Source organism: Arcanobacterium hippocoleae, from assembly GCF_040360365.1.
GTDB lineage: Bacteria > Actinomycetota > Actinomycetes > Actinomycetales > Actinomycetaceae > Arcanobacterium_A > Arcanobacterium_A hippocoleae_A.
Window position 1 is genome coordinate 1,097,017 of sequence record NZ_CP136412.1, and the last position, 25,619, is coordinate 1,122,635.

The window sequence follows — 25,619 nt, forward strand, 5'->3', positions numbered from 1 at the left end:
CATCTGCGCGGGAACAAACACAAAAACCAAATCTCAAACCCGACGGAACGCCGGATTCACACCCCAAAACCCGGCAGCACAGAAACTACCGCACTCTCACAACACACAATAACGCAGAAACTACTGCACCCTCACAATTCGATACACCGCAAACTAAATTTCGTTAATCAGATTCCTGATACGGTTTCATCTTCATAATTTCACTCGCCTCACGCCCAGCTGCCACTAAACGCGCCATCCGCAGCACATCAGCGCGGATATGCCGATAAAAATCCTGATATCCGGCGCAGAGATAATTTTCCGCATTACCTTCCCGAAAACTTCCGCCAACAAAACGATCTTTCGGGCACCCTCCCCAGCAGAACCGCAATACGTCGCACGAACGGCACTTTTCAGCTATTTGCTGCAGTTTCTTTTTCTGAAATGTCTGCATTTTTTGCCCTGCAGCAAGCTCTGCAAACCCGCTGCGATATACATTCCCAAGCTTCCACTCCGGCTCCACCCAATGATCGCAGGCATAAACATCGCCATTGAACTCCATCGCGAAATTATTTCCACAGCCGGGCGCATGAACACAAACCGAATACGTGCCGAACACTGCCGCCAGCGCCGCATCAAAATCCTGCACAAATACCGTGCCCACATCGCATTTCACCCAAATATCAAAGATTTCACGTAAAAACTTTCCATACCGGAGCGGATTCACACTCCGCGAAGTTACCGCGTCACCATGCTGCTGATACATTAACTGTGCACCGTGCCCCCAGCCGGCTTCAGCTTTCGCTAAATCTTTCCGTTCTACACGTTCAACAATTGGAATGAACTGCAAGAATCGTGCGCCAAGCACGTCACGGAAATATTCGTACACTTCGCGGGGATGGTCTTGATTTGCCGCATGTACCGTACAGAGAATATTCGTTTCCACACCAGCGGATTGGAGAATTTCCCATCCGCGCAGTACTTGTTTGTGCGTGCCGCGGCCAGCTCGATTTACCCGATATGAATCGTGAATATTCGCCGGCCCATCCATTGAAATCCCGACCAGAAAATCATTCTCTCGAAAAAACTCAGCCCACTCAGCATTAATTAAAGTGCCATTAGTCTGAATTGCATGCGAAACCTGCTGCTCGGGACGCGCAAACTGCTTTGCATAGTCCACAGCGCAGCGAAAAAATCCAAACCGCGTAACGTTGGTTCACCGCCTTGCCAAAGCAGCGTAACCGGCCCATCAGGATGGGCTGCCAAAAATTCTTGAATATACACACGTAAAGTCGCTGTGCTCATTTTTTGCTGCTTCGCATTGTAAAGCAGCTCTTTCGAGAGAAAAAACAATACGAACAGTCAAGATTACATGCAGCACCAGTCGGTTTTGTAACCACAGAAAGCGGAATTCGCTTCATAACCTCATCACCGTCGCGATACTCTCGTTTTTTATCTGTAAAGCCGCGACGGAAGTTTTCACCGCGCAAACCGCACCCCACGCACAAGCAGCACCATCCATCGGGATAGAACTAATCGGCACTTCCCACTGAATCGCCGGACTAAAATTCCGGCGCATTTGCGCTTGCGTAAGCGAAACAATCTGCGGTAATTCCGCCACGACTTCACCGCCAAGATAAATATGCGACGGATGTGCCGCCATTGCAACTTGCGCACAGGCAAAACCAAGCGCAGCTGCCCCGCGATTCAGCACATCAGCCGTCTGCGGATCTCCAGAATCTAATTTCTGCCGGAAATCAGCTAAAGATTCCACTTCCGCTCCATTGCAGAGCGCCGCATAGGAAGCCGCCAATTCAAGACATCCAATATTTCCGCAGTGACACTTCTGCGCAATACCCGGTATCGAAACATGCCCGAACTCTCCCGCAACCACTTGCGGAATATTTTCCACCGGAGAACTCCACATAAAACAGCTGCCGACTCCGCCGGAAAGCCGCACATACATCTGCGGCGAAGCCGCTAAACTTCCCGCCGGTGAATGCAAATGCGCCAGAGCCGCCATCGCCACAATATTGTCATACACGCATCCGCCCGACCACTCTTCACGCACCATCGCCGCAGCTTTTGCCGCATCACTATCGCGAAAAGCAGACATCGGCAAAGCTACCCCGGTACCGGCAATCGTTTTCGTATCAATCGAGTTTTCAGCTATTCCGCGCATCAGCAGTGAAAGCAACTTTCGCAGCGGCTTTTCCCAACCGCGGTATGCCAAATACTCAAAACTTGTTGCAAACAGCTGCTGACCAGCACGATTAATCAGTACCCCAGCAGCCTCATTCCGCCCAATACTCAACCCGACGATATATGCTGCACCATCAACAAGACTCAAATACTGCACCGGCCTGCCAGCGCCGCCTTCACGCGCAGAAACCTCACTCAAAACAAATCCGTCGTGAATCATCGGATCGAGAGCACGAGAAAGGACGGGGCGCGAGACACCAAGCTTTCGCGTCAGCTGTGCGCGAGTATAGCTTCTTTCACCAAGCGCCAATGCAATCAAATCTTGCAGTGTATTGCCGAATTGGTTTATTTGCGCCTGCACCGCCGCCCAATCTCCTCTCGAAGTTTCTTCACATCTACGAAACTCTTTATTATTTCTGAAACAAAGAACTCCAATCAAGAGCTGTGACATCTTCAAATATCACAGCTCTTGATTAAGAACCGAGAACTTCGTCAAGATCAGAACGCGCGGTATTCACCAACGGGACATCAAAATCCGTCATTGCCGCCATCCACTTTGCAAATGAATGGTCGCCGCGCGCACGCAGCTGCTTGTAAAGATTCGTTGCCAGCTCGCTGCGAATCTCACGATAAGCCGGAGCTTCATAAACGTTATTCATCTCCGCCTTGTCATACCGCAAATCGTAAAGTTCATTAATTGATTCCGGAGAAACAACAAGCTTAAATTCACGGGTGCGCAGCATCCGCTGCTGCAGCGGGAAGTGATGGCCATGGAATTCACAGACAATATCCTCACGCCAACCCGGCACTGTCTCGCCGCGGGTCAGATCCACAATCGACCGTCCATCTTCAACCAAAGCCGGATCAAGCCCCGCAATATCGAGCACGGTTGCCGGCAAATCAATTAGCGAAACGAACGCATCTGATTGGCCGACGGCTGAAACACCTGGAATATGCGCAATAAACGGCACGTTATAGATATCGTCATACATTGCCGGGCCTTTATCGTTCATCCGATGCGATCCAGTAAATTCACCGTGATCGGCACAGAAGAACACTGCCGTATCGTCAAGGATTCCAAGTTCACGCGCCACATCCATGATTCGCCCAATCTCGTAATCAATCATTGCCACGTAGCCCCAATAGACTGCAATCAGCTTTTTCCACTGCTCATTCGTAAACGACGATGTCGACCAATAAGTAGCATAATTTTGCTGAATCTGCGGTTTCCCAATCAGCGTATCGCCAAAGTTTTCCGGAAGCGTTACAGAATCAGGATCAATCAAATCGAACCATTCATCCGGCAAGAAATACGGCAGGTGCGGTCCATAGAAATGAACATCAAGCGAGAACGGTTTGCCGTCGTTTTTCCATTCACTGGCATATTTCCGCATCCGCGCAATTGCCGTATCTGCGATAAAACGTTCAAACGTAGCTTCTTCCGGCTGGTCAAGACGAGCGGCAATAATATGCCCGTCGCGATTCCCCGGCAATTTTCCGCGCCAGAAATCGTGAGCTTTCACCGGCGGCAAACCATTTTCCTCCAGCCACGCCACATAGCGTTCATTCGCTACCGGATTCTCTGCACCCCAGAAAGAGTCATCATCCATCCCGAACTTATCCGGCAGATTATGCCCGCAATGATACTTGCCGACGATCCCCACGTTATAACCGTGATCGCGCAGCTCTTGCGTATAGGTCCACGAATCTAACGGAATGTCGGTATTGTATGCGATATTCCATTCTGGATTTGCCAAAACTTGATGCTTCCGCGGAAGTTTCCCGGTAAGCAGCGAAGCGCGGGCCGGAGTACAGATTGCCGTCGGAGTGAAAGCTTGCGTGAAAGCAAAGCCGTTGTTTCCAAAATTATCAAGCACAGGTGTTTGTGCGTGCGGATTTCCGAGGCAGCCAATCGTATCCACCCGATGCTGATCCGTCATAATTACCAGCACGTTCCGGACATTATCTGGAATATCGCGCTGCAAAGGTGTTTTCATACCAGTTTGCGATGTCATTTCTTCATTCCGTTTCGTTTACTTTGTTAATTTATCCATGTCTTCAAGCTCTACGCCTGAAGTTTCGTGCAGATACTTGCCGGTGAAAATCACTGCCAAAACGCCGAAAGCGAAGAAAATCCAGTAAACACCAGCCGGCGACCAAGCCACCATGTATGGGAAAGAAAGTACCACAATCAAGTTCACCACGAAATCTGCACCCGAAACCAAACTCATTGCGCCGCCGCGAATCTTTTGCGGGAACATTTCACCCATCAAAACCGAGAAAATTGGCCCCCACGAAGATGTGAAGCCGAGAAGGAACAGGCAGAAGCCAGCAATTACGAGGTAGCCAAGGAACGGTACTGAAGTAATATCCGTATGCCCGTCGGCGTTTGTTGGAGCGAAAGTGAATACCGAAGCAATAACGCCAAGCGCAATGAAAATCAATGCTCCGCCAACCATCAGCATTCGTTTGCGGCCAACTCGATCAACAAGCAAAATACCTGCAGTCACACCGACAATCTTGAATGCGCCCAGGAAGAGCGTCTGATAGAGCGCCGTTGACTCGTCATAACCGACAGATTCGAAAATCATTGTCGAGTAGAAGAAAATTCCATTTGTTCCAGTGAGCTGCTGGAATGCTGCAATTGCGACGCCGACCAGGACGAGCGGACGCCAGTTCGAAGCGAGAATCTTCCCGACGCTCCAACCTTTCATCCCGACCTCGCCGATTGAAGCGCGAATCGAATTAATCGTATCCGCAATCACGGTATGCTCTTCACCAGTAACTTTTTCCAGAACTTGCGCTGCTTCACGATCTTTTCCAACGCTTACCAGGTAGCGCGGAGATTCTGGAATCGTCGCGGTAAAAATGATAAAGCACAGTGCTGGGATCATCAGGAAGAGGAACATCCACTGCCAGGTCATAATTCCGAAAGCAAGCTCTTTTCCAGCGCCGCCCGAAATGCTGACGATTACCGCGTTAATTACTGCAGACGAGGTTAAGCCGACAATGATTGCAAGCTGGCGGAATGCGATTAACCGCCCGCGAATTGCAGCTGGAGCAATTTCGGCAATATAACCAGGGGCGACGGTGGTTGCCGCACCAAATCCGATACCGCCCACGATCCGGCAGAAGAGCAAGAAAAGGTATCCGCCATTTTGCCCGAAAAGCGGTGAAATAACGCCGAAGATTGCTTCGAACATTAAGAATGGACCGACCCACATCATTGTGGTGCGGCGGCCGATTTTATCGGAAATCCGCCCTGCAGCGAATGCACCGATAATTGCGCCGATAATCCCTGCCGAACCGGCAACGCCTTGTGCAAAAGCGCCCAGTTCGAAAGTTTTTCCGACGGCACCAATTGCACCGTTCAAGACCATCCCTTCGAAACCATAAAACAATGGACCGAGAGTTGCGATGAGTGCAAGACGGGTAGCATACTTATGCGCTTTTTCTTTTATTGCCGTGCGCTGCGCATTTGTTTGTGCAGTCAATTTAATCCTCCGTTAGATTAGGCTGTTTAAACTGGGGCAGCCTGAGCGGCGGATTCAAAAAATCCGGGTGTTTAGTCAGGCTGGAAGATGGATTCAAAAATCCGCATGTTGAACATGTTTAATAGGAATAAATGCGTATTGTTCTAATAAATCAACATCTAATCATGGAGGGGTTTTTGACCGCAGGGACGGGCAAAACTGTTTTTGTGAACTGCGGCACACTTGATTTGTTTTCGAGTTTATTTGGGTTTACCCGGCTTTACCCAGGTTCGCTTCCAGGTTTGCTTCCGGGTTTGCTTCCGAGCTCGCTTCCGGGTTTGCTTCCGGATTTGTCCGTGAAAGTAATTAAAGCTATTTCGCCGCCACTTACGCGAGCCGATACTCGGGGCACAAAGAAAAATTTGCCGAACCGGTTAAAACGCAATAATAAATGCCCGCCCCTCGCTATTCGCGGGAGACGAGCATCTATTTCACCTCTGCTTTATACGCAGTTGAGATACAGCTAACTATCCGGCAGTAATTATTTCGCTATTTACCGCATTCAAATCAGCTTTCTGCGGATTCTTCTTATCCTTAGGACCTCTTAGTCCTCTTCGTTTGGATCAGCTTCTGCATCCGCCTGTGTTTGATGCACAGTACCAGCCACATGATCCGGGTGAGCATAAATCGTGTAGAGCTTCAAAGGTTCGTCGCCAGTATTGGTTACGTTATGCCACATATCAGCAGGAACGAAGATTGCGTCGTCGTCATGAACTTCCTTTTCGAAATTCAAATCATCCTCAGCCGGCCCCATCTGGCACAAGCCCTTACCGGCTTCAATCCGCAGGAATTGATCGATTCCGTGATGCACTTCCAAGCCGATATCACCGCCAACCGGAATGCTCATCACAGTAAGCTGCAGCTTTTCACCAGTCCACATCGTAGTGCGGAAAGTATCATTATCGACGGTTTCTTTCTCAATATCGACAACCCACGGCTGCTTTCCTTTGTCATCATATTGATGTGCGTACTCTGCCATATCGTTCTCCTAACGACGCCAAGCTTGGCGTTTATTTGGAATCATTACATTTTTATTATCGCGCGAAATTAAAATTTTCACGTTAACTTTTGCTAGAAATGAAATCTCACCCGAAAAATGAAAGTTCACCCCAACAGTTTGCAGCTGCCGTTATCTTCCATGTGTGAAAAATATCCATCCAAGAGCGACGGCAATCAGCACTCCGCCTGAAATTAAGTATGCGAAGGAAAAACCGGCAACATCTACAATTAGTCCCGCCGCTACCGGACCAAGAATTGAACCAAAATCTGCCGCCTGCTGGAATAACGAAACAACGGATCCGCCATTTCTTTTTCCGACAATATCCGCGAGCGCGCCCTGCTGTGAGGGTTGAATCAAACCCGCGCCATAACCTGCAACTGCACTAATTCCAATCAGAATCCACACATTCGCCACTTCACCCATGAAAATCGTAAAAATTCCCGAAAGCAGCAGCCCGATAACCACTAGCCGGCGCCGGCCATAGATATCCGACCACCGTCCGGAAGTGAGAAGCGAAAACGCATTCCCGGCAGCAAAAGCAGTGAGCAGACCGCCCGCAAGCCAAACCGGAGCGCCCGCAATCGTTGCTGCAAACAACGGCACAACCGAAAGCCGTACTCCCATATTCGTCCAACCTTGCGCAAATGCGGTAAGCAAAATGACTTTAAAACGCCCGATTGCCCAAGCTTCCTTTACCGTGATTATTTCCTGCCGCGCCGGCAGCGAATTCGGATCGGCTGTTTTCACGGTCCTGCCGTCGGCGCTATTTATTTTCAGCGAATCCGATAACTCCGGCACCTGCGATGTTTCCGACGAATCGGATGATGCCAAATAGTTTTTCACCCCATGCCGATTTCGCACACGACGCAGTAAATGCAGCCGATGCTTGTTCTCACTTGGAATCATTACGATCACAATCAGGGCAGCGATAGCCAGAAAAACAGCATAAATCACGAACGGCGGACGGTATCCTAACGGCGCAAGCACTGCGCCGACGGCAGGACCAGCGATATTCCCAATCAAAAATCCTGAACCATAAGCGGCTGAAGCCCGCCCGCGCGCACCCTCCGGCGCCCATTGGAAAATTAATGACATTGCCGAGACGGAAAACATTACCGATCCGATTCCGCCGAGTCCGCGGTAAAGCAACAATTGCCAGTAGCTGGCAGCAAAAGCCGAAATGAACGACGAGAGCGCAACAATCATAATTCCAAGCAAATAGATACTGCGCTCATTGAAACGATTTGAAAACAACCCGGCAGCGGGGGCAAATGCAAGACGCATAAACGCGAACACCGAAACGACAAGCGTCGCAGCAAAGTTCGTAACATCAAAACTTTTTGCAAATTGCGGAAGTACCGGCGCGACAATACCATAACCGAGCGCAATGGAAACAGACGCAGCTACAAGCACCCAGATTTCTTTCGGAAGCGGTACTGCAGCATGTTCTTTCTGACCAGTTCTTATTTTTACCACGCGCGCTTGACCTGCTTTCATTATCGCCATCGTTTTCGAATTAATCCTATTTTGATCTTTTGATCTTTAAACTTTTAATCTTTCGGCTTTTTAAACTGTCGGCTTTTTAAACTTTCGCCCCAGACCTTCGCTCCTAATAATCTCATCTAATTGATTCAGTATCTAAATCGGGCGGCTTAACATATTAATTCACATATACTTTCCGCTTCATCTCCAAAAAATACAGGTTCTCCGCCGGTAAGATATCTCTCGGCAAGATATCTCCCGGCAAGAATCTCCTGCAGATTGCCTGCCGGCAAGTTGTTCTCACGGCAAACTCCACACTCCTTTTACATTTCCGGAATAACCCGCATAATTCACATAATTCGCACAATTCACATAAATAGCACTTTCGGTAAAAATACACGAAATTTTCAGAGATAGCACGATATGCTTGAGCCATGAATAGTTCTTTTCATCCGCCGCTCACGAAAATGGCCGACGGCACAATTAAACAGGTGAATCCGTTTTCGGATACCGAAGTCTGGACGGTACCCGGGCGAGCAAATCGCCCATTTGCGATGAAACTCCCAGATCCGCAGCCTATTGACCACGAGATGTCTGGCAATACTTGCGCTTTCTGCACTCAACGGGTCCTGGAAACCCCGCCCGAAAAATCAAGACTCGTGAAAAAACGCGACGACGCCGTAATCTACCGTTCTACCGGCGTAGACATGCTTACACGGGAATGGGAATTTCGGCGAATTCCAAATTTATTCGAAATTGTTTCTTTCGAATATTGGGAGAAAAACTACGACTTCCGACTTCCGCACGAAACACAGCAGCGGATGGATTCTTACCTCGCCGACCCTGCCGGGAAAGCGCATATTTTCAGTGTACTGCGCGCAAAGCTGCGCGGTACTTTTTCCGATACAGAATGGGATGAACTTCCAGAATTTGAAAAGTTTCAGTACGCGCAAAGTCTTTTCGGGTCCGGGCACGATTTAATTGTGGCACGCCGCCATTTCGTCGACGGCGCCACCGACGATTCACAGCTCGCTTCAGCCGGAACACTCACTCCGCAAGAGCATGAATGGTATATCCGTTTAACGGTAGACACAATGCAAGATTTGTATCAGAAGAACCGTTACGTGAAATATGTGCAAGTATTCCAAAACTGGCTGAAACCAGCCGGCGCTTCATTCGACCATTTGCATAAACAGCTGGTTTCGATTGACCAGCGGCCGGTAAATGCACAGCTGGAAGTGGAGAAAGCACGGAAAAATCCAAACCTGTTCAACGAAGCAGGCGTAGATTATGCCGGATATCACAATCTCGTAATTGCCGAGAATCAGCACGCCGTCGCAATTGCCGGTTTTGGGCATCGCTATCCAACGCTTGAGATTTGGTCGCGTTCCCCGCATTGCCAGCCGTGGGAGCACACGCCAGAGGAGCTGCACGCAATGTCTGATCTAATTCATGCAATGCATGCCGCCACCGGCACACTGGTTCCGACAAACGAAGAATGGTATTGCAAGCCAATCGATGCAGATGTAGCAATGCCCTGGAAAGTGCTGATCAAGTGGCGTGTATCTACACTTGCCGGATTTGAGGGCGGCACAAAGATTTATGTAAACACAATCGACCCGTGGGCATTACGCGACCGCGTGGTGCCGCGCCTGCTGGAACTGCGCGCAGAAGGAAAGATTGCTCAAAATATCAATATCGCCACCGAATGTTCATGCAAGGTAAACTCGCTAAAATACAACCCATTCCTGCAGTGAATGCAGGCGAACTAAGGCGAGCTTGCCGCAGATGAAAGTAATCGAAAGTAATCGGCAGCAAGCTGGCGGATTATCGCGAACCTAGGTGAACTACAGCAGATTCCAGCGAATCAGGACGAACTGCAGCGAGCTGCGGTGAAAGATTATTTTAAGCTAATCCAATAGCGTTGGATTACTTTAGTTTTCTTCCCAGCCTGATCTTCGAAGTTTTCCGCAATTTCAGCTGCGCTTTCTGCTGCACGCCCTTTTGTTCCGCACATTCTGTGCCGGAGCCGTCTTTTTCGTCCGCCAATATTCCGACGGTATCGAGTACCTCATTTTCGAGTACTCCGCCGTTCGCAAGAATCGTTCTGCGCGATCCGTCGTTAGTTTTATTGCAGGTAATAAGGACTTTTTCCAGACCTTCTTGTTTCGCAATTTGCAATACCTGCGCCAGCATTTCTTTCGCATACCCTTTGCGGCGCTGTGAAGGAAGCACACTATAGCCAATATTCCCACCGAAATTGAGCAAAAACTCGCTAAGTTCGAGCCGTAAATCAATCATTCCAACAAGCTCATCGGTATCTTCAGCCACGCCAAGAAATACTTTTTGCGGCACGTAACCATCGCCATAAGCAGCGCGCCCGCGTTCTGCAAACCTGACCCACTGCGCAAAAGTTTCGCACCGTTCCAGGCCAGCGCAGCCGGCAAGACTATCCCCGTTCGCAAGCATTTGCGCTTTATAATCCATCACTTGCTGAGCATAATGCTCAGTTGGTACAGCTAATTTAATTCCCACTGCAGCCTACTTCCTCACGTTTCATAATTGCGCATTTTAAGATTTTTCATCCTCTCATTTTTCGCTATTTATTACAAAAGTTTTCGAAAATACGCGCGCGCCGCAGCACCTTGCTCTCGGGCGCTTTTACAGTGAAGAGGTGCTGAAATTGGAAAACATTTTTCAATTTGCGTCATTCAGCCTGTTACGGAAAGGTTTTCGGATGCAGTCTATATTCAAACGTAAAGCATACGACCAACTAGTTAAATGGAAGCGTCTCTCGAACGGAAACACAGCAGCCTTCCTGGAAGGCGCACGCCGAATCGGAAAAAGCACTGTAGCCGAAGCTTTTGCGCAAAAAATTATGCAGACTATCTGCTGATAGATTTCGCTTCGGAAGGCCCAGAGATTCGTGAAAACTTTCGCGCGAATCTCAATAATCTCGACGAATTTTTTCGGCTGCTTTTCCTTCTGAAAGGAAAATCTTTACCCGCAGGGGATGCCGTCATTATTTTCGATGAAGTACAGCTTTTTCCGCTCGCGCGCCAAGCGATAAAAGCGCTTGTAAAAGACGAACGCTACCACTACATCGAAACTGGTTCCCTTATTTCCATCAAGAAGAATATTCGCGATATTCTAATCCCCTCCGAGGAATATAAAATCGTAATGTATCCGATGGATTTTGAAGAATTTTTATGGGCCTTAGGCGACAGTGTTACAGCATCAGCAATTCACACAGCTTTTTCTAAAAATCACCCGTCGGCGAAGCAATTCATCGAAAAATAATGAAGACCCTGCGTACCTACATTGTAGTGGGCGGAATGCCGCAAGCCGTGGAAGCGTATGTAAACGGCAAAGACTACGAAGAAATAGACTTTATCAAACGGTCCATTCTCAATCTCTATGAAGAAGACCTGCATCGTTTTGACGTAGAAGAAAAAGGACGAGTGGAGGCGATATTTAAAACGCTTCCCGAACAGCTTAGTTCGAAAAAACGGCAGTTTAGATATGCGCTGCTAGGGCAAGGTATGCGCTACCGCCGTCTGCTTGATTCACTCGACTTTTTAGCAGAATCGATGATTGTAAATCTTTGCACGCAGGTGACGGTTCCCGATGTAATGATGGAACTGTATGCTCAGCAATCTACGTTTAAAATGTTTATGGCAGACACCGGTCTGCTCATTTCTCAGATATCACCTAAATTTGACGCTTCGCTCTATAAAGCTTTAATTTTCGGTTCCTCAGGAGCGAATCTGAGCATGATTTATGAAAACATGGCGGCGCAGATGCTTACGGCAAACGGGCATAAGCTGCATTTTCACGAATTCAAATACCAACCGGAGGAAAAGATAAGGAAAACTCATACGAAATTGATTTCGTGATTTTACAAGGAAAACGCATTTGCCCAATCGAAGTGAAATCTTCAGCATACAAAACACACAAATCTTTAGACTCGTTTATCGCAAAATACCAAATGAAAATCCCAAACTGCTATGTGCTTTACACCAAGGATCTGCATTTTGAAAACGGCGTCACTTATCTGCCGCTCTATATGGCGATGTGTTTGTAAACGAATCTATAAAGCTGAAAGAGTAGCGCAAAGCGGTAATAATATGCCGCGGAATATGGAATTATCTAGCATAAATCGGCGCTGCACGTTTTATTTGTGTTGGGGCAATAAAGCTGATGTTTGATCGGGTGGAAAGCGGTGTTTTTGCATAGATCAAGCCTGACCGCTATGCAAAAACACCACTTGGAACCAGCTAAACTAGACCCAAACAAAAAGGCGCTGCACATTTTTGTTCGGGCTGCATGGCTACATCCGTCAGACTAACGAACCAAGAAACATCCGCCAGCTTAGCAAACACCGACTAAATCTGAATGCTCAAACCCCAATCAAGAACGGATTACGGGAAGCTAGATGCACAGCCCGCCGTCGCCAATGAAAACCATCTCATGCTCTGTGCCGCGCAATCAACAGGTAAAATAATAAACCGAAATGATTTACGTTGTAAACTATATTGCAGGCAATGTAAATATTTAAGTGAGGGATGTCAAATGGCTACCGTACCAACTCAAATTCGGATTGATGCAGATGTGAAAATTCAGGCAACCCAACTTTTTCAAAGCTAGGGCTAGATATGTCGAGCGCAGTAAACGTGTTTCTGCGGCAGTGCTTAATGCGCGGGGCTTACCTTTCGATGTTGCGGTTTTAGCAAATGATTCCGAGATTGAGAATGTGTCCAGAGCTGAACTAAATGAGATTTCTGAGCGAATTATTACCCGCAACGCCAAGGTATATAACGAGCTTGCAAAATGAAAGTTCTTACAAGGGAAGACGTTCTCGCGCTGCACAAAGCTTTAATCTCGTATTTTGGGGAAGTGCTCAACTGAGAGATTTATGCTGCTAGACGCAGCCATAAATGCGCCATTTCAAACTTTCGGAGGTGTGGATTTATATCCAACCTTAATTGAAAAAGCAGCATGTTTAGGTTATTCACTTTCAGCCAATCACCCGTTTGTTGATGGAAATAAGCGCATTGGAGCCCACGCCATGCTTGTATTTTTATCGGTAAATGGAGTAGAGCTTTCATATCGCGACGAGGAATTAGTAAAGCTATATTTAGATATTGCATCTGGAAAAGAAAGCCAGCAAAGTTTAGCGTCATGGATTGAAGCGCACATGATTGATAAGAATTTTCTTCAATAACATCTGACAGTCCCTGCACTTTCAGATTCGCACCAGATGCCGACGAATGGATTCATCCGATCGCGGATATACGAACTGCTTTCAGCAGGATGCGCTGCCTACTTTCAATCAGCCGAATCAACTGTAAGTGCGTGCAGCATTCTTTGCGGCAGCACACGCTTTATTTGCAGCAATATGCACTTTATTTACGATTTACGGCGACACACGCTTTTGAATCTCTTGCATCATCACAATCCGATCAGCTACCAACTTAGCTTCTTCACGATCATGAGTAACAAAAAGTGCGGTAGTACCGGTATCTTTCAAAATCTTCCGCAGTTGCTTCCCCAGCCCGGCACGAAAATCTTTATCGAGTGCAGAAAGCGGCTCGTCGAAAAGAATAATCTTCGGCTTAGCTGCAAGTGTGCGGGCTAAAGCAATTCGCTGCGCCTGCCCGCCGGAAAGCGTCGTCACACTGCGGGCAGCATATTCACCCATCCCCACAAGCTGCAGCAGTCCCGTCACTTGCCTCTTGATTTCGGCGCGTTTCAAACCAGCCATCTCAAGTCCGTAAGCCACATTCTGGAAAACATTTCGATGCGGAAAAAGCTGCCCATCTTGAAACACCATCCCCACATTCCGCAAATGCGTTGGGATACGCGCCATATCGCACCCGTCGATAAGAATCCTCCCAGCGCTCACACGTTCAAGCCCGGCGACGGCACGCAGCAATGTAGACTTTCCCGAGCCGGAAGCTCCGAGCAGTGCCGCGATCTCACCGCCGAAAACCTGCAAATCCGCATCTTTTACCGCAGTAAATCCGTTCGGATAAGTCACGCAGACACGATCAAATACCAGCTCTGCTCCGTGCCGATCCATCATTTTACCCATTTCATCCATTTCACTGATTTTCCTGCTGCCGCACACAAGATTCCGTACTTCCGCGTGAACCAAGGAACTCTGCCAACATCATAACTATTCCCGTCGCCAAAGCAAGGATCACTGCTCCTGCCAATGCCATACCATAATTATCCGCACCCGGCCGCGAAAGGAGCTTTACGATCACGACGGGCAGCGTAAGATAATCTGGGTTTGCCAAAAACGATGTTGCGCCAAACTCGCCGAGCGAAATCGCGAAAGCAAAGCCAAGCGCTAAACCAAGCCCGCGCAGCAAATAGGGCAGATCAATCGTCCGCAGCACCTGCCACGGAGTTGCGCCGAGAGTCCGGGCAGCCTCACGCATTCGCGGATCAATCGCCCGCAAACCCGGCACCAGGAAACGGAGAAAACCGGCACCGCAGCAACTGCCTGCGCAAGCGGCACAAGTAATGGTGAATTGCCAATCGTGCTGCCGCCGAAAGCAATCAGAAAACCGAAGCCAACCGTTACCGTCGAGACCCCCAGCGGGAGCAGTACAAATCCATCAAGCAGCTGCTGTGCCCATGCTAAAGATCCGTGCACTCGGCGCGAAAGCACTAATGCCAAAGGCACACCGATAAAAAATGTGATCAGCGTAGCGTCACCAGCAATTTTCACTGAATGATTGAGTGCTTCCCACACGCTAGTTCCGCCAGCAAAACCCGCCCCCGGTTCACTTAACAGCAGGTAGTTACGTATGCTCCACTTTCCGTCTGCCTGAAGTGAACGAATCAGAAGGGTAACTAGCGGCAATAAAATAAAAGCTGCCATGCTGAGCGTGATTCCCAAAGCCCACCAATCTGCTCCCTGCACCCGCCGATATGAACGCGCCTTAATTTTCAGCGCCGTCTCAGTACGCACCCGTAAATGGTTAGAAAACACCAACGAAATCGCGACAATCACAAATTGCACCACTGAAAGCATCGCTGCTTTATCCAGATTAAAGAAAATTGCGGTCTGACGGTAAATCTCAGTTTCGAGCGTCCCATAGCCAGGATTTCCGAGCGTGGTCACAATCCCGTACGCCGTCGAACAGTAAAGAAACACAAGTCCTGCTCCGGCGGCAGCTGCCGGCCCAAGCTGCGGGAGTGTCACCGTGATAAAAGCACGAAAAGGCGGCGCTCCGAGTGTTCGTGCCGCCTGACTCATCCGTTCATCAATCCCTTGCCATACGTTTCCAAGCGTGCGCACAATTACGGAAAAATTAAAGAAAAGCATTGCCAGAACGACGGCCCACACCGAGTTTTCCAGCTTGAGAAAAGCAAACGGGCCGCGGAAAACAGCAGTGAAAGCAATACCCGCCACCACCGTCGGCAGCACAAAAGGAACTGTGATAATCCCGCGGATAAGACGTCTGCCTGGGAAATCAAGCCGATACAGCGCATAAGCGCCCGGGATACCGAAAAATACTGAAAGTATTGTGCCGGCGAGCGCCATCCAAATCGTCTGCCAGATAATTTGCCGCGTATGACCTTGGGCCAGAAGTGCATACAGACCGCCAAAGAAATTCGTGCCTGCTGCTCCCGTACCGGAAATCCCGACACCGTTTCCGGCAGCTTCCGGTGATCCGAAAAACCCGCGTGCCAGCATTGCCCCTACCGGAAAAGCGAAGAAAAATATCAGGAAAGCAAGCGGGAGCGCCGCCGCGATTCCCCAGATAATCCAACGCATTTGCTTCATATTCACTGTGCTTTCTTTCGATACGCAACTTCAATCCGCAACTTCGGCGTCCGTATCCCCCTCCGCCATTTCATCCGCCGATTTTGTTTCCGCCGCAACTGCTTTCAGGGCATGCCGCTGTTTTTTAGTTTCCTGACGGAGGGGCGGTGTAAAAGCGCTGTTTTTACTTTCCAGCAGCCTGATACAGTGCAGTAAACTCGTTCAGCCAAGTTTCCCGATTCTTCGCAACTTTCTGTGCATCCACCTTGATTGGATTCGCGGCGCGCTTGGCATATTTCGCCCAATCTTCCGGCAGCGATACATCAGCTTTCACTGGATATACATACATTTGCGTTGGGAGCGAAGCCTGTACTTTCTCGGAGAGCAGGAAGTCGATGAACGCCCGCGCGCCCTCCGGATTTTCCGCATTTTTTACCACACCAGCATATTCGAGCTGCTCCACACAAGTATTGTCGACGGAAGCGGTCGCACCTTTGGATTCTGCAGGCGAGGAAGCATAGGAGAGCACGATTGGGTATGGTCCTTTCCCTTCCGAACCGGAGAAGTCTGTGTAATACGCATCCGACCAGCCAGCAGAAATTTTTACACCATTAGCAAGCAGCTTCTGCCAATATTCCTTCCAGCCATTCTCACCATATTTTGCGATTGTGCCGACGAAGAAGGCAAGCCTGGGAGTTGATGCGACCGGATCCGTGAGCACGGTCAGGTCTTTATATTCTGGTTTCAACAGGTCATCGAAGCTTGCTGGAGCCGCAATCCCCTTCTGTGCAAACCAAGTTTTATCGACGTTTAGGCAAACGTCACCTTGATCAATCGCCACAAGTTTGCCGTCAACCATTAGCGAAGCCGGTTCAACAGGTGTTTCCAGCTTTGCAGCAAGATCTTCTTTGATTACTTCTGAGACGGTGAAATTGTCGATACCGTAAAATCCGTCAACAACAGGCGCATCTTTCTTCAACCGCAGCTGGTTAATTACTGTTCCGTCGCCAGCGGAAATAGTTTTCAGCTGATAACCGCTTTCTTTCTCGAATGCGGCAATATCTGCCTGATCCAGTGCGAAAGAATCGTGGGTTAAAATCGTGACGGTTTTTGCACTGCGCCCGCATCGCCGCCCTTTGCGGTATCTTTTGCTTTCTGGTCTGCTAACGAGCATCCTGCCGATGTGAACAGTGCTGCAGCGGCAAGCACTGCCATCGATTTTTTGATTAGTTTCATTTTTCCTCCCAACAAATTGTCTGGAGGGGACTTTGGATGATTTCACAGTTTAAGAGAAGTTTTTATTCTGCAAAGAGTTCGTTAACAGCTCCGGCTGAACAGCCGAAAGTAAATCTGCTAACACTCAACAGAAACTCACCTCAGCATTCGATCCATGAACGAAAACGGTTCGAATGCGCTTTTGCCCTGGAATCAAGCAAAGCGGAGAGAACGCAACTCCCTTCGCCGGTACTAACCGGATCAGGTTCGAGGGTCTGCTTTCGCACTCTCAGCGCCTTCCGGCGCTCCCCTGTGGTCAAGTCAAGTATAACGAACCCGCGAAGCAAACATTGGCAAGAACGCTGCTTAGTGGGCTGTTAAATAGTTTTACTTCTTTTCTTTCCGGTATTTTGCTTTCAGCTTGCGGTCAATCAACGCAGTTACTACCGAATTAACTCCGGCAGTTACCGCAGCAAACGCTGCAATCTGCAGTGCCGGTAATTCTTCATCGCTTTCATCACCTTTCGGTTTTTGATTCTGCAGCACTTTTTCCCAGAAAACTTCAACACCTTTCTGCGCTGCAAAACCAGCACCTGCACTCACACCAATGCTAACGAGCTTCCAAAGCAGATTCATTTTTCCTCCAAAGTTAATCCGGCCTACCAGCCTAATTATCCTAGTTCAAACACACGATTGCCACTGTTAAAGATAAATCGCACTTTGAAACCGCATAGTTTTATGTTCCGCGCTCCGACGGTTTGCTTGAGAATTCGTCACTTTTCGCAAAAGTCTGCACTTCTTGCAATTCAGTTTGAAATAAATCTTTCTGCACAGCAGATATCTCGGAAGCCGCAGCCGAATTATTTCGATTCGGCTGCGCTTGCGGTGTTATTCCGCGGTGATGCCGATCTGTACCGGTACGCAAATCCACGCCAAGTTCGTCAACCACAAGCTCTCCGGCAAGCACCCTGCCGGTGCGGTATCCGGCGCGGGAGAGCATATGTGCGGAAATCGGCGATGAAACAAGCTGAAAAACAATCACAATCAGCAGCGTCCAGGTGACAGCTGATTCACGCACCAGCAAAATCACCCCCAGCAGGAACATTATCACTGAAAACACCTGCGGTTTTGTGGCAACATGCTGGCGTGAAAGTAAATCCTGATAACGGAGCATTCCAATTGCGGAGATGAAGATGAATCCGGATCCGAGCACTAAACAGAAAACACCGAGTATATCGGCAGCGGCTGTCCAGCTAATAGCTGCAAATATCACTGTTTACCTCCAGATTCGTCCCAATTCGGATTCTGATTCGCTGCCGGCATCGGATTCTGGTCGGAAATTTTCTGCAGCATAGCGTTATCAGCATCTTTTTCGTCCTGAACTTTCCGGTCTGCCGTATCGTCTGCTGCACGGCCCGCTGCATGACCCGCTGCCGCATCCGATATTGCTTTCCGCACCGCCGGCGCCAGCGGCACCGAAAAACGCGCTAATGCAGTAGAACCAATGAATCCGATAATTGCAAGCACCACAAATACCGGCAGCAAATCCGCACGCCTGGCGGCAGCAGCAAGCAAAGCAAAACCGCCAATCAAAATCGAAGTAAACATATCCACACTAACCATTCGGTCCAACACGGTCGGCCCTTTTGCAGTGCGGTACACGATCATCAATGCCGAGATAAACAATATCGCCGCGCATCCAAAGATTGGATATTCTAAAACCATCTCACTTCCCCTTACCGCTGCCGGCGTGCGGCGCTTTCATCCCGCTGCCGTCCTCAGACTCACTGCCGATATCACGGGCACATTTTTTATCCGGTTCACTGTGCGCATCACGCTTTCCCGCAAATTTTCCTTGCAATTCATTCCCGGCAATCTGCGAAAACGACGGTGCCTGACCGTTGAAAGCAGCGGATAACTGCACTGAATCCTGCACAGAAGAAGACCCAGTATCTGGAGCATACGGGGTTGGAAGCCGGCCGGCACTCGGATGCGAACCGGGAACATACCCGGCATCCACCAACTCATCGTGCGAGGCAAAAGCACGCAGCACCCGCTCTTCCTGTTCAAGCACAGTCTTGTACACTCCGGCAATCCCTCCGGCAAGACCAGTATCAAAAACGTGTACATACAGCGTACCGGTTGCGTTATGCACATCCACTACGACGGAACCTGGAACAAGACCAGTCATTCCAGAAACCGTCGCTAAATAAAAGTCAGAATGCGAACGCAGCTGCACCCGAATAATCGCCCCGTTTGGTTTCTTTCCGCGCAGAATAAAGCTCGCCTGCAAAATTGATGCCCGCACAATATCGACGAAAAAATCACTAACAGCCGCAGCACCCCAAGCGGCCGGAACCGTCCGTCAAACGGGGTTGCCGGAAATGGCGCTACCGTCGTAATAAATAGCGCAAGCAGAAACCCGGAAACAAAATTTGCGGTACTTGGATCTCCCCAAAGCAAAACCCACACAATCGTAAGCCAGATAATTGCACCCATTGATGCGTGCGGAAAACGGCCCGGCCGGCGGGTCGCAATGGCAATTTGCCGTGCCGCCTGCGAACGCTTGCGCGCTTCCGTTTTCAGCTTTTTTCGAAATTTTTCCGTACACTCCGCTCTTTGTGCGAATTCTGCTCGCGATCTTTCACGTCAGCCGGCTCGTTTGCCGGTACCGCCGCAGCTCCCGGCACACTCTCCGGTACGGCTGCCGCCGTATTTACAGTTTTACTCACCATCACTTCCGCCTCTTCCCTGTCCGTGCCGCTCCATCCCAGAATCGTTTTTGTAATTCTCCAAATGCGAACCGCTGTTCCCGGTACGCTCCTTTCCGGTACTTTCCTGCTCAGTCACTTCATGTGAAATACCGCTGCCGCGGCCGCCGTCAGGAAGTACGGAAACGATATAAGGGGAACGTAACTCAAGCTCAACCGCTCCGTCGCGCGTATATTTGTTGACCGGACCAGAAAACACCGAAAGAAACACGGTTATCAGCACGAGTGTGCCCGCAGCTGCAGTCATCCCAAGCGGATTACGTTTTGCAGGAAGATTCTCAGGCGGAGTCTGCCAGAAAGCCATATTCCATGCACGCATCACCGCATACAATGTGAGCAGCGAAGTTAACATCCCCACCGCAATCAGCACCCAATCCACCCATAAACCGCGGTCTACCGATGACTGAATTAATCCGACTTTCCCGAAAAATCCGGAAAATGGCGGAATCCCCGCCAAATTCAATGCCGGAACGAGATAAAGTACCGCAATCAACGGAGCTGTCCGCATCAATGCACCAAGCTTTGTGAGCGAAGTTGTTCCGCCATGCCGCTCAATCAGCCCCACCACCAGAAAGAGTGCCGTCTGCACTGCAATATGGTGAACTGCGTAATACATTGCGGCGCCAAGCCCATTCACCTGCGAAAGTGAAATTCCCCAAATCATATAACCAATATGCGAAACAAGCGTGAAAGAGAGCAGCCGTTTAATATCATGCTGCGCGACGGCACCAAGAATCCCAATCAGCATCGTCAAAGCCGCGAACACTCCCACAATCAAATCTAGCCGATTGCTCGGAAATAGCAGCACTTGCGTCCGGATAATCGCATAAACACCAACTTTTGTAAGCAATCCAGCAAAGACGGCAGTTACCGGCGCAGGAGCCGTCGGATAAGAATCCGGCAGCCATGCTGAAAGCGGGAAAATTGCAGCTTTCACTCCGAACCCTGCAAGAAGCAGCACCTGAATCGTTAACCGCACTCCCGAATCTATTTCCGGCAGACGCAATGCGAGCTGGGCAAGATTCACCGTTCCCGCTGCGGCATAAACTAAGGAAATACCAATCAAGAAAATGAACGACGAAAGTAACGAAACTACCACATACACGATACCCGAACGAATCCGGTCACGAGTACCGCCAAGTGTAATCAGCACAAACGAAGCCATCAGCAGCATTTCAAAACCGACATAAATATTAAACAAATCACCGGAAAGAAACGCATTCGAGACACCAGCTGAAAGAATCAGAAATGCCGGATGGTAGACGGCAATCGGCGCGGCTTCATCACCGTCGGAAGCGCCTTGGGCAAGCGAATAAAGCAGCACAATAAGCGTAACCGCAACCGAAGTAAGCAGCATAATCGCGGAAAGACGATCCGCAACAAGCACAATCCCCACAGGCGCCGCCCAAGAACCAATATCGAGTACAACCGGTCCATTCATCGACATCACCAAAAGCGCAACTGCCACGCCAAGCGAAACCGAAAGCACTGCTGCGCTGATTATCCCCTGAAAACGGCGAAATGCAGCAAATGAAAGCGAAAGACCCGCCCCGAGCAGCGGCAGCACAATCGGGAGTGCGATTAAAATATTCCACCCAAATGTACTCTGCCCGTGAATTGCGGAACCTTCCATCAGGAAACGCGCACTGCGAAAAGTACTGATTGCAATCTCGGAAAAAATCATCGGCGCACACCCCACGAATCACTGACCGGATACTGTTCACGCGGACGGTCAAGAACCGGATCAATCGTTCCAAGCAGTTCGCAATCTTCACGCAGCCCTTCAGTTTCATCATGCGTATCGGCAGCATCATCTTCCACTGCTGCGCCGCGTTCAGCACGCGCCGCAAGCTTCTCCCGTTCTGCACGTTTCAAAATTCGTTTGTCTTCCAAATCGTCCTGAACTTCGTCGTTACCATGCAATTGCCACGAACGGTATCCCATCGCAAGCAAAAATGCCGTAGTGGCAAGCCCAATCACAATCGCGGTAAGCATCATCGCCTGCACAAGCGGATCCGACATCGCCTGCACTTGACCTTCTCCCACAATCGGCGGCGCACCCGACGGTCCGCCCGCCACAAGGAACAAAATATTCACACCATTCGTAATATTCGCCAACCCGAGCACAATCCGGGAAAGTGAACGTTCAAGAATCAGATACACACCGACGGCAAGCAGCACCGCGCCAAGAATTAAGAGTGCCAGTGAACTTTGCATTATTTAGCGCTCCTCACTCGTACGTACAGATTTTTGCAGTTTCTCTCGACCGGAGTTATCCAGCACAGTTAAATCATCTGCTTCGCCGCGCAGCTCTGCCGCATACATTTTCTCGGCAATAAGCACCTCAGCAGAAATGCGGCGAACGTCTTGCTCCGGCACAATTTCATAATCTTCCGGCGTTTCGATTCCGGCAATCTCACCATGCCGATCAATTTCTGCACCAAGTGAACGCAGAATATCCAGCACAAGCCCGACCACCACGAGATACACACCAATATCGAAAAATATCGCCGTCGCTACCTTTATTTCACCAAGCGCCGGCAGCGTGAAATAAAACTTCGCAGTTTGGAAAATTGTGCCGCCGAAAAATAGCGGAATAATTGCCGCCATCGCCGCAATTACAAGCCCGCTCCCCAGCAAATGTCCGGGATGAAGCGGAACAGCCGCACCCAACTCATAACGGCCGCCAGCCACATAGCGCAGTACGAGCGCCACTCCAGCCGTCATCCCGGCAGCGAAACCTCCGCCAGGATAATCGTGGCCGGCAAACAGGAAATAGAGCGAAATCAACACGAGTGTATGGAAAATCAGCCGTGTACCGACCTCAAGAATTACCGAACGGCGCTGCTGTGCAAGCGTGTGGGTGCCGGCAAGCCAAACTAAGTTTCTCCCCGGTGCGCGAACCGCGTTCCCGAACCGATATGCGCTGCGCCGATTCAAATTTTTCTCGCGCATTTCCTGTTCAGTACGATCTTTCCGCATACCCGCACTTTGTAAATCAGAATCCGCAAGATTCCGGAACCGATCAATTCGACCTTTTTTGTCACGAATAAAAAGCAGTGAAGATACTCCGATTGCCGCAGCTACCACTACCGAAATTTCACCGAAAGTATCCCACGCACGAATATCTACCAAGGTTACATTCACAATATTTGTGCCGTAGCCGTAATAATATGCTTCCTTTGGGAAAGCGAGCGAAATCGGGGCATGTACGCGCACTCCAGCCGCAAGCCACGCAATTGCCGCTCCGGAAATACCGACCACTGCAGCCAGCACAATCCGCACCCAGCGTGTGAGACGTATCGGCCGATTCGAAAAATATGCCGGCAAACGCCGTAATACCAGAATAAAAACAACAAGCGTCATTGTCTCAGACAAAACCTGTGTCAGCGCCAAATCAGGTGCTCCGTAGAGTTCATAGGTGAGCGCTACACCGTAGCCGGAAATCCCCATCAAAAGCACAGCTTTCATCCGATGGCGCGCCCGAGATCCAACAAGTGCCGCAACCGCCGTCAAAATCACAACTGTAAACTGCCCGAGCGAATCATAAACGCGCACTGTACGCACTGTCGCAAGATTTCCGAATAGTAAGGCAAACGTGCCGGCAGCAAGGGCAAAAATAAAAGTGGTCGACAGGTAGGCCGGCAGTGATCCGCGCTGCGTAAAACCGGTAACATACCCGGAGAGCGTTTCAAGCCTGGTAATAGCCGCACGGTAAACTTCATCAGCAGCGAATGGGAATTTGCAGCGTTCAGCGAACCGCAGGAACGGATTGGTGACGGCGAAAAGCAGCATCCCGAGAATTAACACCCCGCAAGTAATCCCAAGAGCCGGAGTGATTCCGCCCCAAATTGCGAGATGGCCAGCCGCACCTGGAAGAGTCTGCGCATGCAATTCGAACACTGCTGTAAGCGGTTTGGAAGCTAATCCCAAAATCAATCCCACCGCAGCGAGAATCACAACCGGCATTAACATCAGCCACGACTTTTTCTTAACTGCTATTTCTTCCACATCCGGCTTAGTCCAGAATGCACCCCAAATAAAACGCAGGGTATAGCCGACGGTAAGCACTGAACCGAGAGCAATCGCAATCCAAGTTAGTGTTGCTGATATGCCCGTATCCGTGTTTGTGAGCATCTGTGCGTCGGTAAGCGCATGCAATGCGGCTTCTTTCGCCACAAATCCAGCCATCGGCGGAATCCCAGCCATCGACGCAGCAGCAAGCCCGGCAAATACGGCAAGCACTGGCATTTTTCGCGCAATACCGGTGAGTTTTCGCAAATCCCGCGTGCCCGTCGCCCAATCAATAATCCCAACAGTCAAGAAAAGTGCAGCTTTAAACATCGCATGTGCAGTAAGCATCGCTAAACCGGCAAGCATCATTGCACGGGTACCGAATCCAACCAGAATCATTAATAAACCAAGCTGGGAGACGGTTCCGAAAGCAAGCACAAGCTTCAAATCATGTTGTTTCAACGCACGGTAGCCGCCGAGCAGCAATGTGCAAATCCCGAAAATCGTAATGAGCAGCGTCCAAAATGGGTTGCTCGGTGCAAATCCAGGAGTTAAGCGCGCAACCAAATATATGCCCGCCTTCACCATCGCCGCAGCATGGAGGTATGAAGAAACCGGTGTCGGCGCAGCCATTGCGGCCGGCAGCCAGAAGTGAAACGGCACTAATGCCGATTTACTGAATGCGCCGAAAAGAATCAGCACAAGCGCAGCAGTAATTACAGCTCTCGGGGTAAAGTCGGCATGTATTTCTGCAGCACCAAGAGAACCGTCTTGCGCGTGCGAAACTAATTCGCTGATTGAATAAGATCCGCCTGGGATTTGCCCAAGAATTATAATTCCGGCAAGCATTGCGAGTCCGCCTGCCGTCGTAACAATAATCGCCTGCATCGCAGCTCTCCGGGAAGCAGACTTCTCCGAATAATGGCCAATTAGCAGGAATGAAAAACAGTGGTGAGCTCCCAGAAAAGATAAAGAGCGAGAGTGTTATCTGTGGTGACAAGCCCAAGCATTGCTCCGGAAAACGCGGTGAAAACTCCGGCAAATCGGCCGAGCCCACGCGCGCTTGCCGAAAAATAACGTGAACAATACATTAGAACGAGTGCGCCCACACCGGAAACAATTAACCCCATCATCCATGAAAGCGGGTCAATCCGGAAAGATATTTCGAATCCAATCCCAGGAGCCCAAGGGAAATTTTCAACATGATAGCCGGCAGCCGCAGATGTCCCGTTTGCACCCGCAAGAGCCGAACTGCGCAAGGTGAAAAGGCAGCCGAAAGCACTTGCTGGAATCAGCGCGAGGATTAAGAATCCGAGACGTCCGCGTTTGAGGAGAACAGGCGCAGCCAAAGCGCCTAGCGTGAACAGCAACAGCAGGACGAGCATCCATTCTCCTTATCGGATCAACGTTTTCCAAAACCAGTGCGCAATATTCTGCGCGTTATTTCGTATATTCACTTTGCGTGTATTACTTTGCACATATTCGTGTGTATTACTTTGCATACATTTGCATTGGTTTTACACAGATAAGTTTCGGCGCAACTTCAAGAGTGAAACATGGCAGTCGAAAACATACTGATGTTCGGGGACGAAACGCCAGCAGTTCGTCCAAAAACAATTCCCGCGAAACGAAAGCAATTTCCG

The 25,619-nt window shown here is 49.6% G+C and carries 25 protein-coding genes, 1 pseudogene and 1 riboswitch; of the genes and pseudogenes, 6 read left to right on the plus strand and 20 right to left on the minus strand.

All coding sequences use genetic code 11. The features are described 5' to 3' along the window. Positions 1-163: 163 nt before the first annotated feature. The 6 genes from RQN30_RS05710 to RQN30_RS05735 all read right to left on the minus strand — a co-directional run bounded on the left by RQN30_RS05710 (position 164) and on the right by RQN30_RS05735 (position 8,220). Positions 164-1,159: a radical SAM/SPASM domain-containing protein gene (locus tag RQN30_RS05710; protein WP_353061633.1), complete on the minus strand. Its 996-nt coding sequence runs from the start codon at positions 1,157-1,159 to the stop codon at positions 164-166. A 237-nt stretch (positions 1,160-1,396) separates the two neighbouring features. After that, positions 1,397-2,542 (minus strand): ROK family protein, encoded by a 1,146-nt coding sequence (locus tag RQN30_RS05715; RefSeq protein ID WP_353061634.1) that lies wholly within the window; start codon positions 2,540-2,542, stop codon positions 1,397-1,399. A 112-nt stretch (positions 2,543-2,654) separates the two neighbouring features. Beyond that, positions 2,655-4,196: a sulfatase family protein gene (locus RQN30_RS05720; protein WP_353061635.1), complete on the minus strand. Its 1,542-nt coding sequence runs from the start codon at positions 4,194-4,196 to the stop codon at positions 2,655-2,657. 18 nt (positions 4,197-4,214) lie between these two features. Beyond that, on the minus strand, positions 4,215-5,681 hold the full coding sequence (locus tag RQN30_RS05725) for a sugar porter family MFS transporter (protein WP_491608717.1): 1,467 nt from the start codon (positions 5,679-5,681) through the stop codon (positions 4,215-4,217). A 577-nt stretch (positions 5,682-6,258) separates the two neighbouring features. After that, positions 6,259-6,693: a cupin domain-containing protein gene (locus RQN30_RS05730; protein WP_309956536.1), complete on the minus strand. Its 435-nt coding sequence runs from the start codon at positions 6,691-6,693 to the stop codon at positions 6,259-6,261. A 150-nt stretch (positions 6,694-6,843) separates the two neighbouring features. Then, complete coding sequence (locus RQN30_RS05735; protein ID WP_353061637.1) at positions 6,844-8,220, minus strand: MFS transporter; 1,377 nt, start codon at positions 8,218-8,220, stop codon at positions 6,844-6,846. Positions 8,221-8,630: 410 nt separating this feature from the next. On the opposite strand from RQN30_RS05735, the gene RQN30_RS05740 reads away from it, so the two are divergent. Next, positions 8,631-9,953, plus strand: coding sequence for a DUF4921 family protein (locus tag RQN30_RS05740; RefSeq protein WP_353061638.1), 1,323 nt, complete (start codon positions 8,631-8,633; stop codon positions 9,951-9,953). A gap of 172 nt (positions 9,954-10,125) precedes the next feature. Here the strand turns inward: RQN30_RS05740 and RQN30_RS05745 are convergent, their stop codons facing one another. Then, positions 10,126-10,731, minus strand: coding sequence for a GNAT family N-acetyltransferase (locus RQN30_RS05745; protein WP_353061639.1), 606 nt, complete (start codon positions 10,729-10,731; stop codon positions 10,126-10,128). A 246-nt stretch (positions 10,732-10,977) separates the two neighbouring features. Here RQN30_RS05745 and RQN30_RS05750 point away from each other — a divergent pair, with 246 nt between their 5' ends. The 5 genes from RQN30_RS05750 (at position 10,978) to RQN30_RS05770 (ending at position 13,420) form a co-directional block, all read left to right on the plus strand. After that, on the plus strand, positions 10,978-11,496 hold the full coding sequence (locus tag RQN30_RS05750) for an AAA family ATPase (RefSeq protein ID WP_353061640.1): 519 nt from the start codon (positions 10,978-10,980) through the stop codon (positions 11,494-11,496). Then, positions 11,496-12,092 carry a DUF8612 domain-containing protein gene (locus RQN30_RS05755; protein WP_491608707.1) on the plus strand — a complete coding sequence of 199 codons (597 nt, stop codon included), beginning with the start codon at positions 11,496-11,498 and terminating at the stop codon, positions 12,090-12,092. Before RQN30_RS05750 ends, RQN30_RS05755 begins: the two co-directional genes overlap by 1 nt. Continuing rightward, on the plus strand, positions 12,089-12,280 hold the full coding sequence (locus RQN30_RS05760; protein ID WP_353061642.1) for a DUF4143 domain-containing protein: 192 nt from the start codon (positions 12,089-12,091) through the stop codon (positions 12,278-12,280). The genes RQN30_RS05755 and RQN30_RS05760 overlap by 4 nt, the downstream gene beginning before the upstream one ends. Positions 12,281-12,883: 603 nt before the next feature. Beyond that, entirely contained in the window at positions 12,884-13,030 is a 147-nt protein-coding gene (locus RQN30_RS05765) for a hypothetical protein (RefSeq protein WP_353061643.1), read from the plus strand. An 81-nt stretch (positions 13,031-13,111) separates the two neighbouring features. Further along, positions 13,112-13,420, plus strand: coding sequence for a type II toxin-antitoxin system death-on-curing family toxin (locus tag RQN30_RS05770; RefSeq protein WP_353061644.1), 309 nt, complete (start codon positions 13,112-13,114; stop codon positions 13,418-13,420). 192 nt (positions 13,421-13,612) lie between these two features. On the opposite strand, the gene RQN30_RS05775 is transcribed toward RQN30_RS05770, so the two are convergent. The 13 genes and pseudogenes from RQN30_RS05775 to RQN30_RS05835 all read right to left on the minus strand — a co-directional run bounded on the left by RQN30_RS05775 (position 13,613) and on the right by RQN30_RS05835 (position 25,361). Next, positions 13,613-14,299, minus strand: a complete 687-nt coding sequence (locus RQN30_RS05775) for an ABC transporter ATP-binding protein (protein ID WP_353061645.1) — start codon at positions 14,297-14,299, stop codon at positions 13,613-13,615. Position 14,300: 1 nt separating this feature from the next. Next, on the minus strand, positions 14,301-14,642 hold the full coding sequence (locus tag RQN30_RS05780) for an ABC transporter permease subunit (protein ID WP_353061646.1): 342 nt from the start codon (positions 14,640-14,642) through the stop codon (positions 14,301-14,303). Continuing rightward, positions 14,552-15,997, minus strand: coding sequence for an ABC transporter permease subunit (locus tag RQN30_RS05785; protein ID WP_353061782.1), 1,446 nt, complete (start codon positions 15,995-15,997; stop codon positions 14,552-14,554). The genes RQN30_RS05780 and RQN30_RS05785 overlap by 91 nt, the downstream gene beginning before the upstream one ends. A 163-nt stretch (positions 15,998-16,160) precedes the next feature. After that, positions 16,161-17,258, minus strand: a complete 1,098-nt coding sequence (locus tag RQN30_RS05790) for a thiamine ABC transporter substrate-binding protein (RefSeq protein WP_353061647.1) — start codon at positions 17,256-17,258, stop codon at positions 16,161-16,163. A 154-nt stretch (positions 17,259-17,412) separates the two neighbouring features. Next, positions 17,413-17,513: riboswitch (TPP riboswitch) on the minus strand. A gap of 65 nt (positions 17,514-17,578) precedes the next feature. Then, on the minus strand, positions 17,579-17,827 hold the full coding sequence (locus RQN30_RS05795; RefSeq protein WP_353061648.1) for a DUF4235 domain-containing protein: 249 nt from the start codon (positions 17,825-17,827) through the stop codon (positions 17,579-17,581). Positions 17,828-17,927: 100 nt separating this feature from the next. Continuing rightward, entirely contained in the window at positions 17,928-18,464 is a 537-nt protein-coding gene (gene mnhG / locus RQN30_RS05800) for a monovalent cation/H(+) antiporter subunit G (RefSeq protein ID WP_353061649.1), read from the minus strand. Next, positions 18,461-18,916 (minus strand): MrpF/PhaF family protein, encoded by a 456-nt coding sequence (locus tag RQN30_RS05805; protein ID WP_353061650.1) that lies wholly within the window; start codon positions 18,914-18,916, stop codon positions 18,461-18,463. Before RQN30_RS05805 ends, mnhG begins: the two co-directional genes overlap by 4 nt. A gap of 1 nt (position 18,917) precedes the next feature. After that, positions 18,918-19,690 (minus strand): annotated as a pseudogene (locus tag RQN30_RS05810) (Na+/H+ antiporter subunit E). Between the two features lie 83 nt (positions 19,691-19,773). After that, positions 19,774-19,926: a hypothetical protein gene (locus RQN30_RS05815; protein WP_353061651.1), complete on the minus strand. Its 153-nt coding sequence runs from the start codon at positions 19,924-19,926 to the stop codon at positions 19,774-19,776. Then, entirely contained in the window at positions 19,916-21,646 is a 1,731-nt protein-coding gene (locus RQN30_RS05820; RefSeq protein ID WP_353061652.1) for a Na+/H+ antiporter subunit D, read from the minus strand. The genes RQN30_RS05815 and RQN30_RS05820 overlap by 11 nt, the downstream gene beginning before the upstream one ends. Continuing rightward, positions 21,643-22,179 carry a Na(+)/H(+) antiporter subunit C gene (locus tag RQN30_RS05825; protein WP_353061653.1) on the minus strand — a complete coding sequence of 179 codons (537 nt, stop codon included), beginning with the start codon at positions 22,177-22,179 and terminating at the stop codon, positions 21,643-21,645. The genes RQN30_RS05820 and RQN30_RS05825 overlap by 4 nt, the downstream gene beginning before the upstream one ends. A 3-nt stretch (positions 22,180-22,182) precedes the next feature. Continuing rightward, complete coding sequence (locus RQN30_RS05830) at positions 22,183-24,939, minus strand: Na+/H+ antiporter subunit A (protein WP_353061783.1); 2,757 nt, start codon at positions 24,937-24,939, stop codon at positions 22,183-22,185. Next, positions 24,906-25,361 (minus strand): hypothetical protein, encoded by a 456-nt coding sequence (locus RQN30_RS05835; RefSeq protein WP_353061654.1) that lies wholly within the window; start codon positions 25,359-25,361, stop codon positions 24,906-24,908. The genes RQN30_RS05830 and RQN30_RS05835 overlap by 34 nt, the downstream gene beginning before the upstream one ends. Positions 25,362-25,619 lie beyond the last annotated feature (258 nt).

What these genes read in the sequence shown, in the direction of transcription:
- RQN30_RS05720 (WP_353061635.1), bottom strand. Translation starts at nt 4,196, where the DNA reads ATGACATCGCAAACTGGTATGAAAACACCTTTGCAGCGCGATATTCCA.
- RQN30_RS05730 (WP_309956536.1), bottom strand. Translation starts at nt 6,693, where the DNA reads ATGGCAGAGTACGCACATCAATATGATGACAAAGGAAAGCAGCCGTGG.
- RQN30_RS05735 (WP_353061637.1), bottom strand. Translation starts at nt 8,220, where the DNA reads ATGGCGATAATGAAAGCAGGTCAAGCGCGCGTGGTAAAAATAAGAACT.
- RQN30_RS05740 (WP_353061638.1), top strand. Translation starts at nt 8,631, where the DNA reads ATGAATAGTTCTTTTCATCCGCCGCTCACGAAAATGGCCGACGGCACA.
- RQN30_RS05750 (WP_353061640.1), top strand. Translation starts at nt 10,978, where the DNA reads ATGGAAGCGTCTCTCGAACGGAAACACAGCAGCCTTCCTGGAAGGCGC.
- RQN30_RS05755 (WP_491608707.1), top strand. Translation starts at nt 11,496, where the DNA reads ATGAAGACCCTGCGTACCTACATTGTAGTGGGCGGAATGCCGCAAGCC.
- RQN30_RS05770 (WP_353061644.1), top strand. Translation starts at nt 13,112, where the DNA reads ATGCTGCTAGACGCAGCCATAAATGCGCCATTTCAAACTTTCGGAGGT.
- RQN30_RS05775 (WP_353061645.1), bottom strand. Translation starts at nt 14,299, where the DNA reads ATGGATGAAATGGGTAAAATGATGGATCGGCACGGAGCAGAGCTGGTA.
- RQN30_RS05780 (WP_353061646.1), bottom strand. Translation starts at nt 14,642, where the DNA reads ATGCGTGAGGCTGCCCGGACTCTCGGCGCAACTCCGTGGCAGGTGCTG.
- RQN30_RS05785 (WP_353061782.1), bottom strand. Translation starts at nt 15,997, where the DNA reads ATGAAGCAAATGCGTTGGATTATCTGGGGAATCGCGGCGGCGCTCCCG.
- RQN30_RS05795 (WP_353061648.1), bottom strand. Translation starts at nt 17,827, where the DNA reads ATGAATCTGCTTTGGAAGCTCGTTAGCATTGGTGTGAGTGCAGGTGCT.
- RQN30_RS05805 (WP_353061650.1), bottom strand. Translation starts at nt 18,916, where the DNA reads ATGGTTTTAGAATATCCAATCTTTGGATGCGCGGCGATATTGTTTATC.
- RQN30_RS05815 (WP_353061651.1), bottom strand. Translation starts at nt 19,926, where the DNA reads ATGGTGAGTAAAACTGTAAATACGGCGGCAGCCGTACCGGAGAGTGTG.
- RQN30_RS05820 (WP_353061652.1), bottom strand. Translation starts at nt 21,646, where the DNA reads ATGATTTTTTCCGAGATTGCAATCAGTACTTTTCGCAGTGCGCGTTTC.
- RQN30_RS05825 (WP_353061653.1), bottom strand. Translation starts at nt 22,179, where the DNA reads ATGCAAAGTTCACTGGCACTCTTAATTCTTGGCGCGGTGCTGCTTGCC.
- RQN30_RS05835 (WP_353061654.1), bottom strand. Translation starts at nt 25,361, where the DNA reads ATGCTCGTCCTGCTGTTGCTGTTCACGCTAGGCGCTTTGGCTGCGCCT.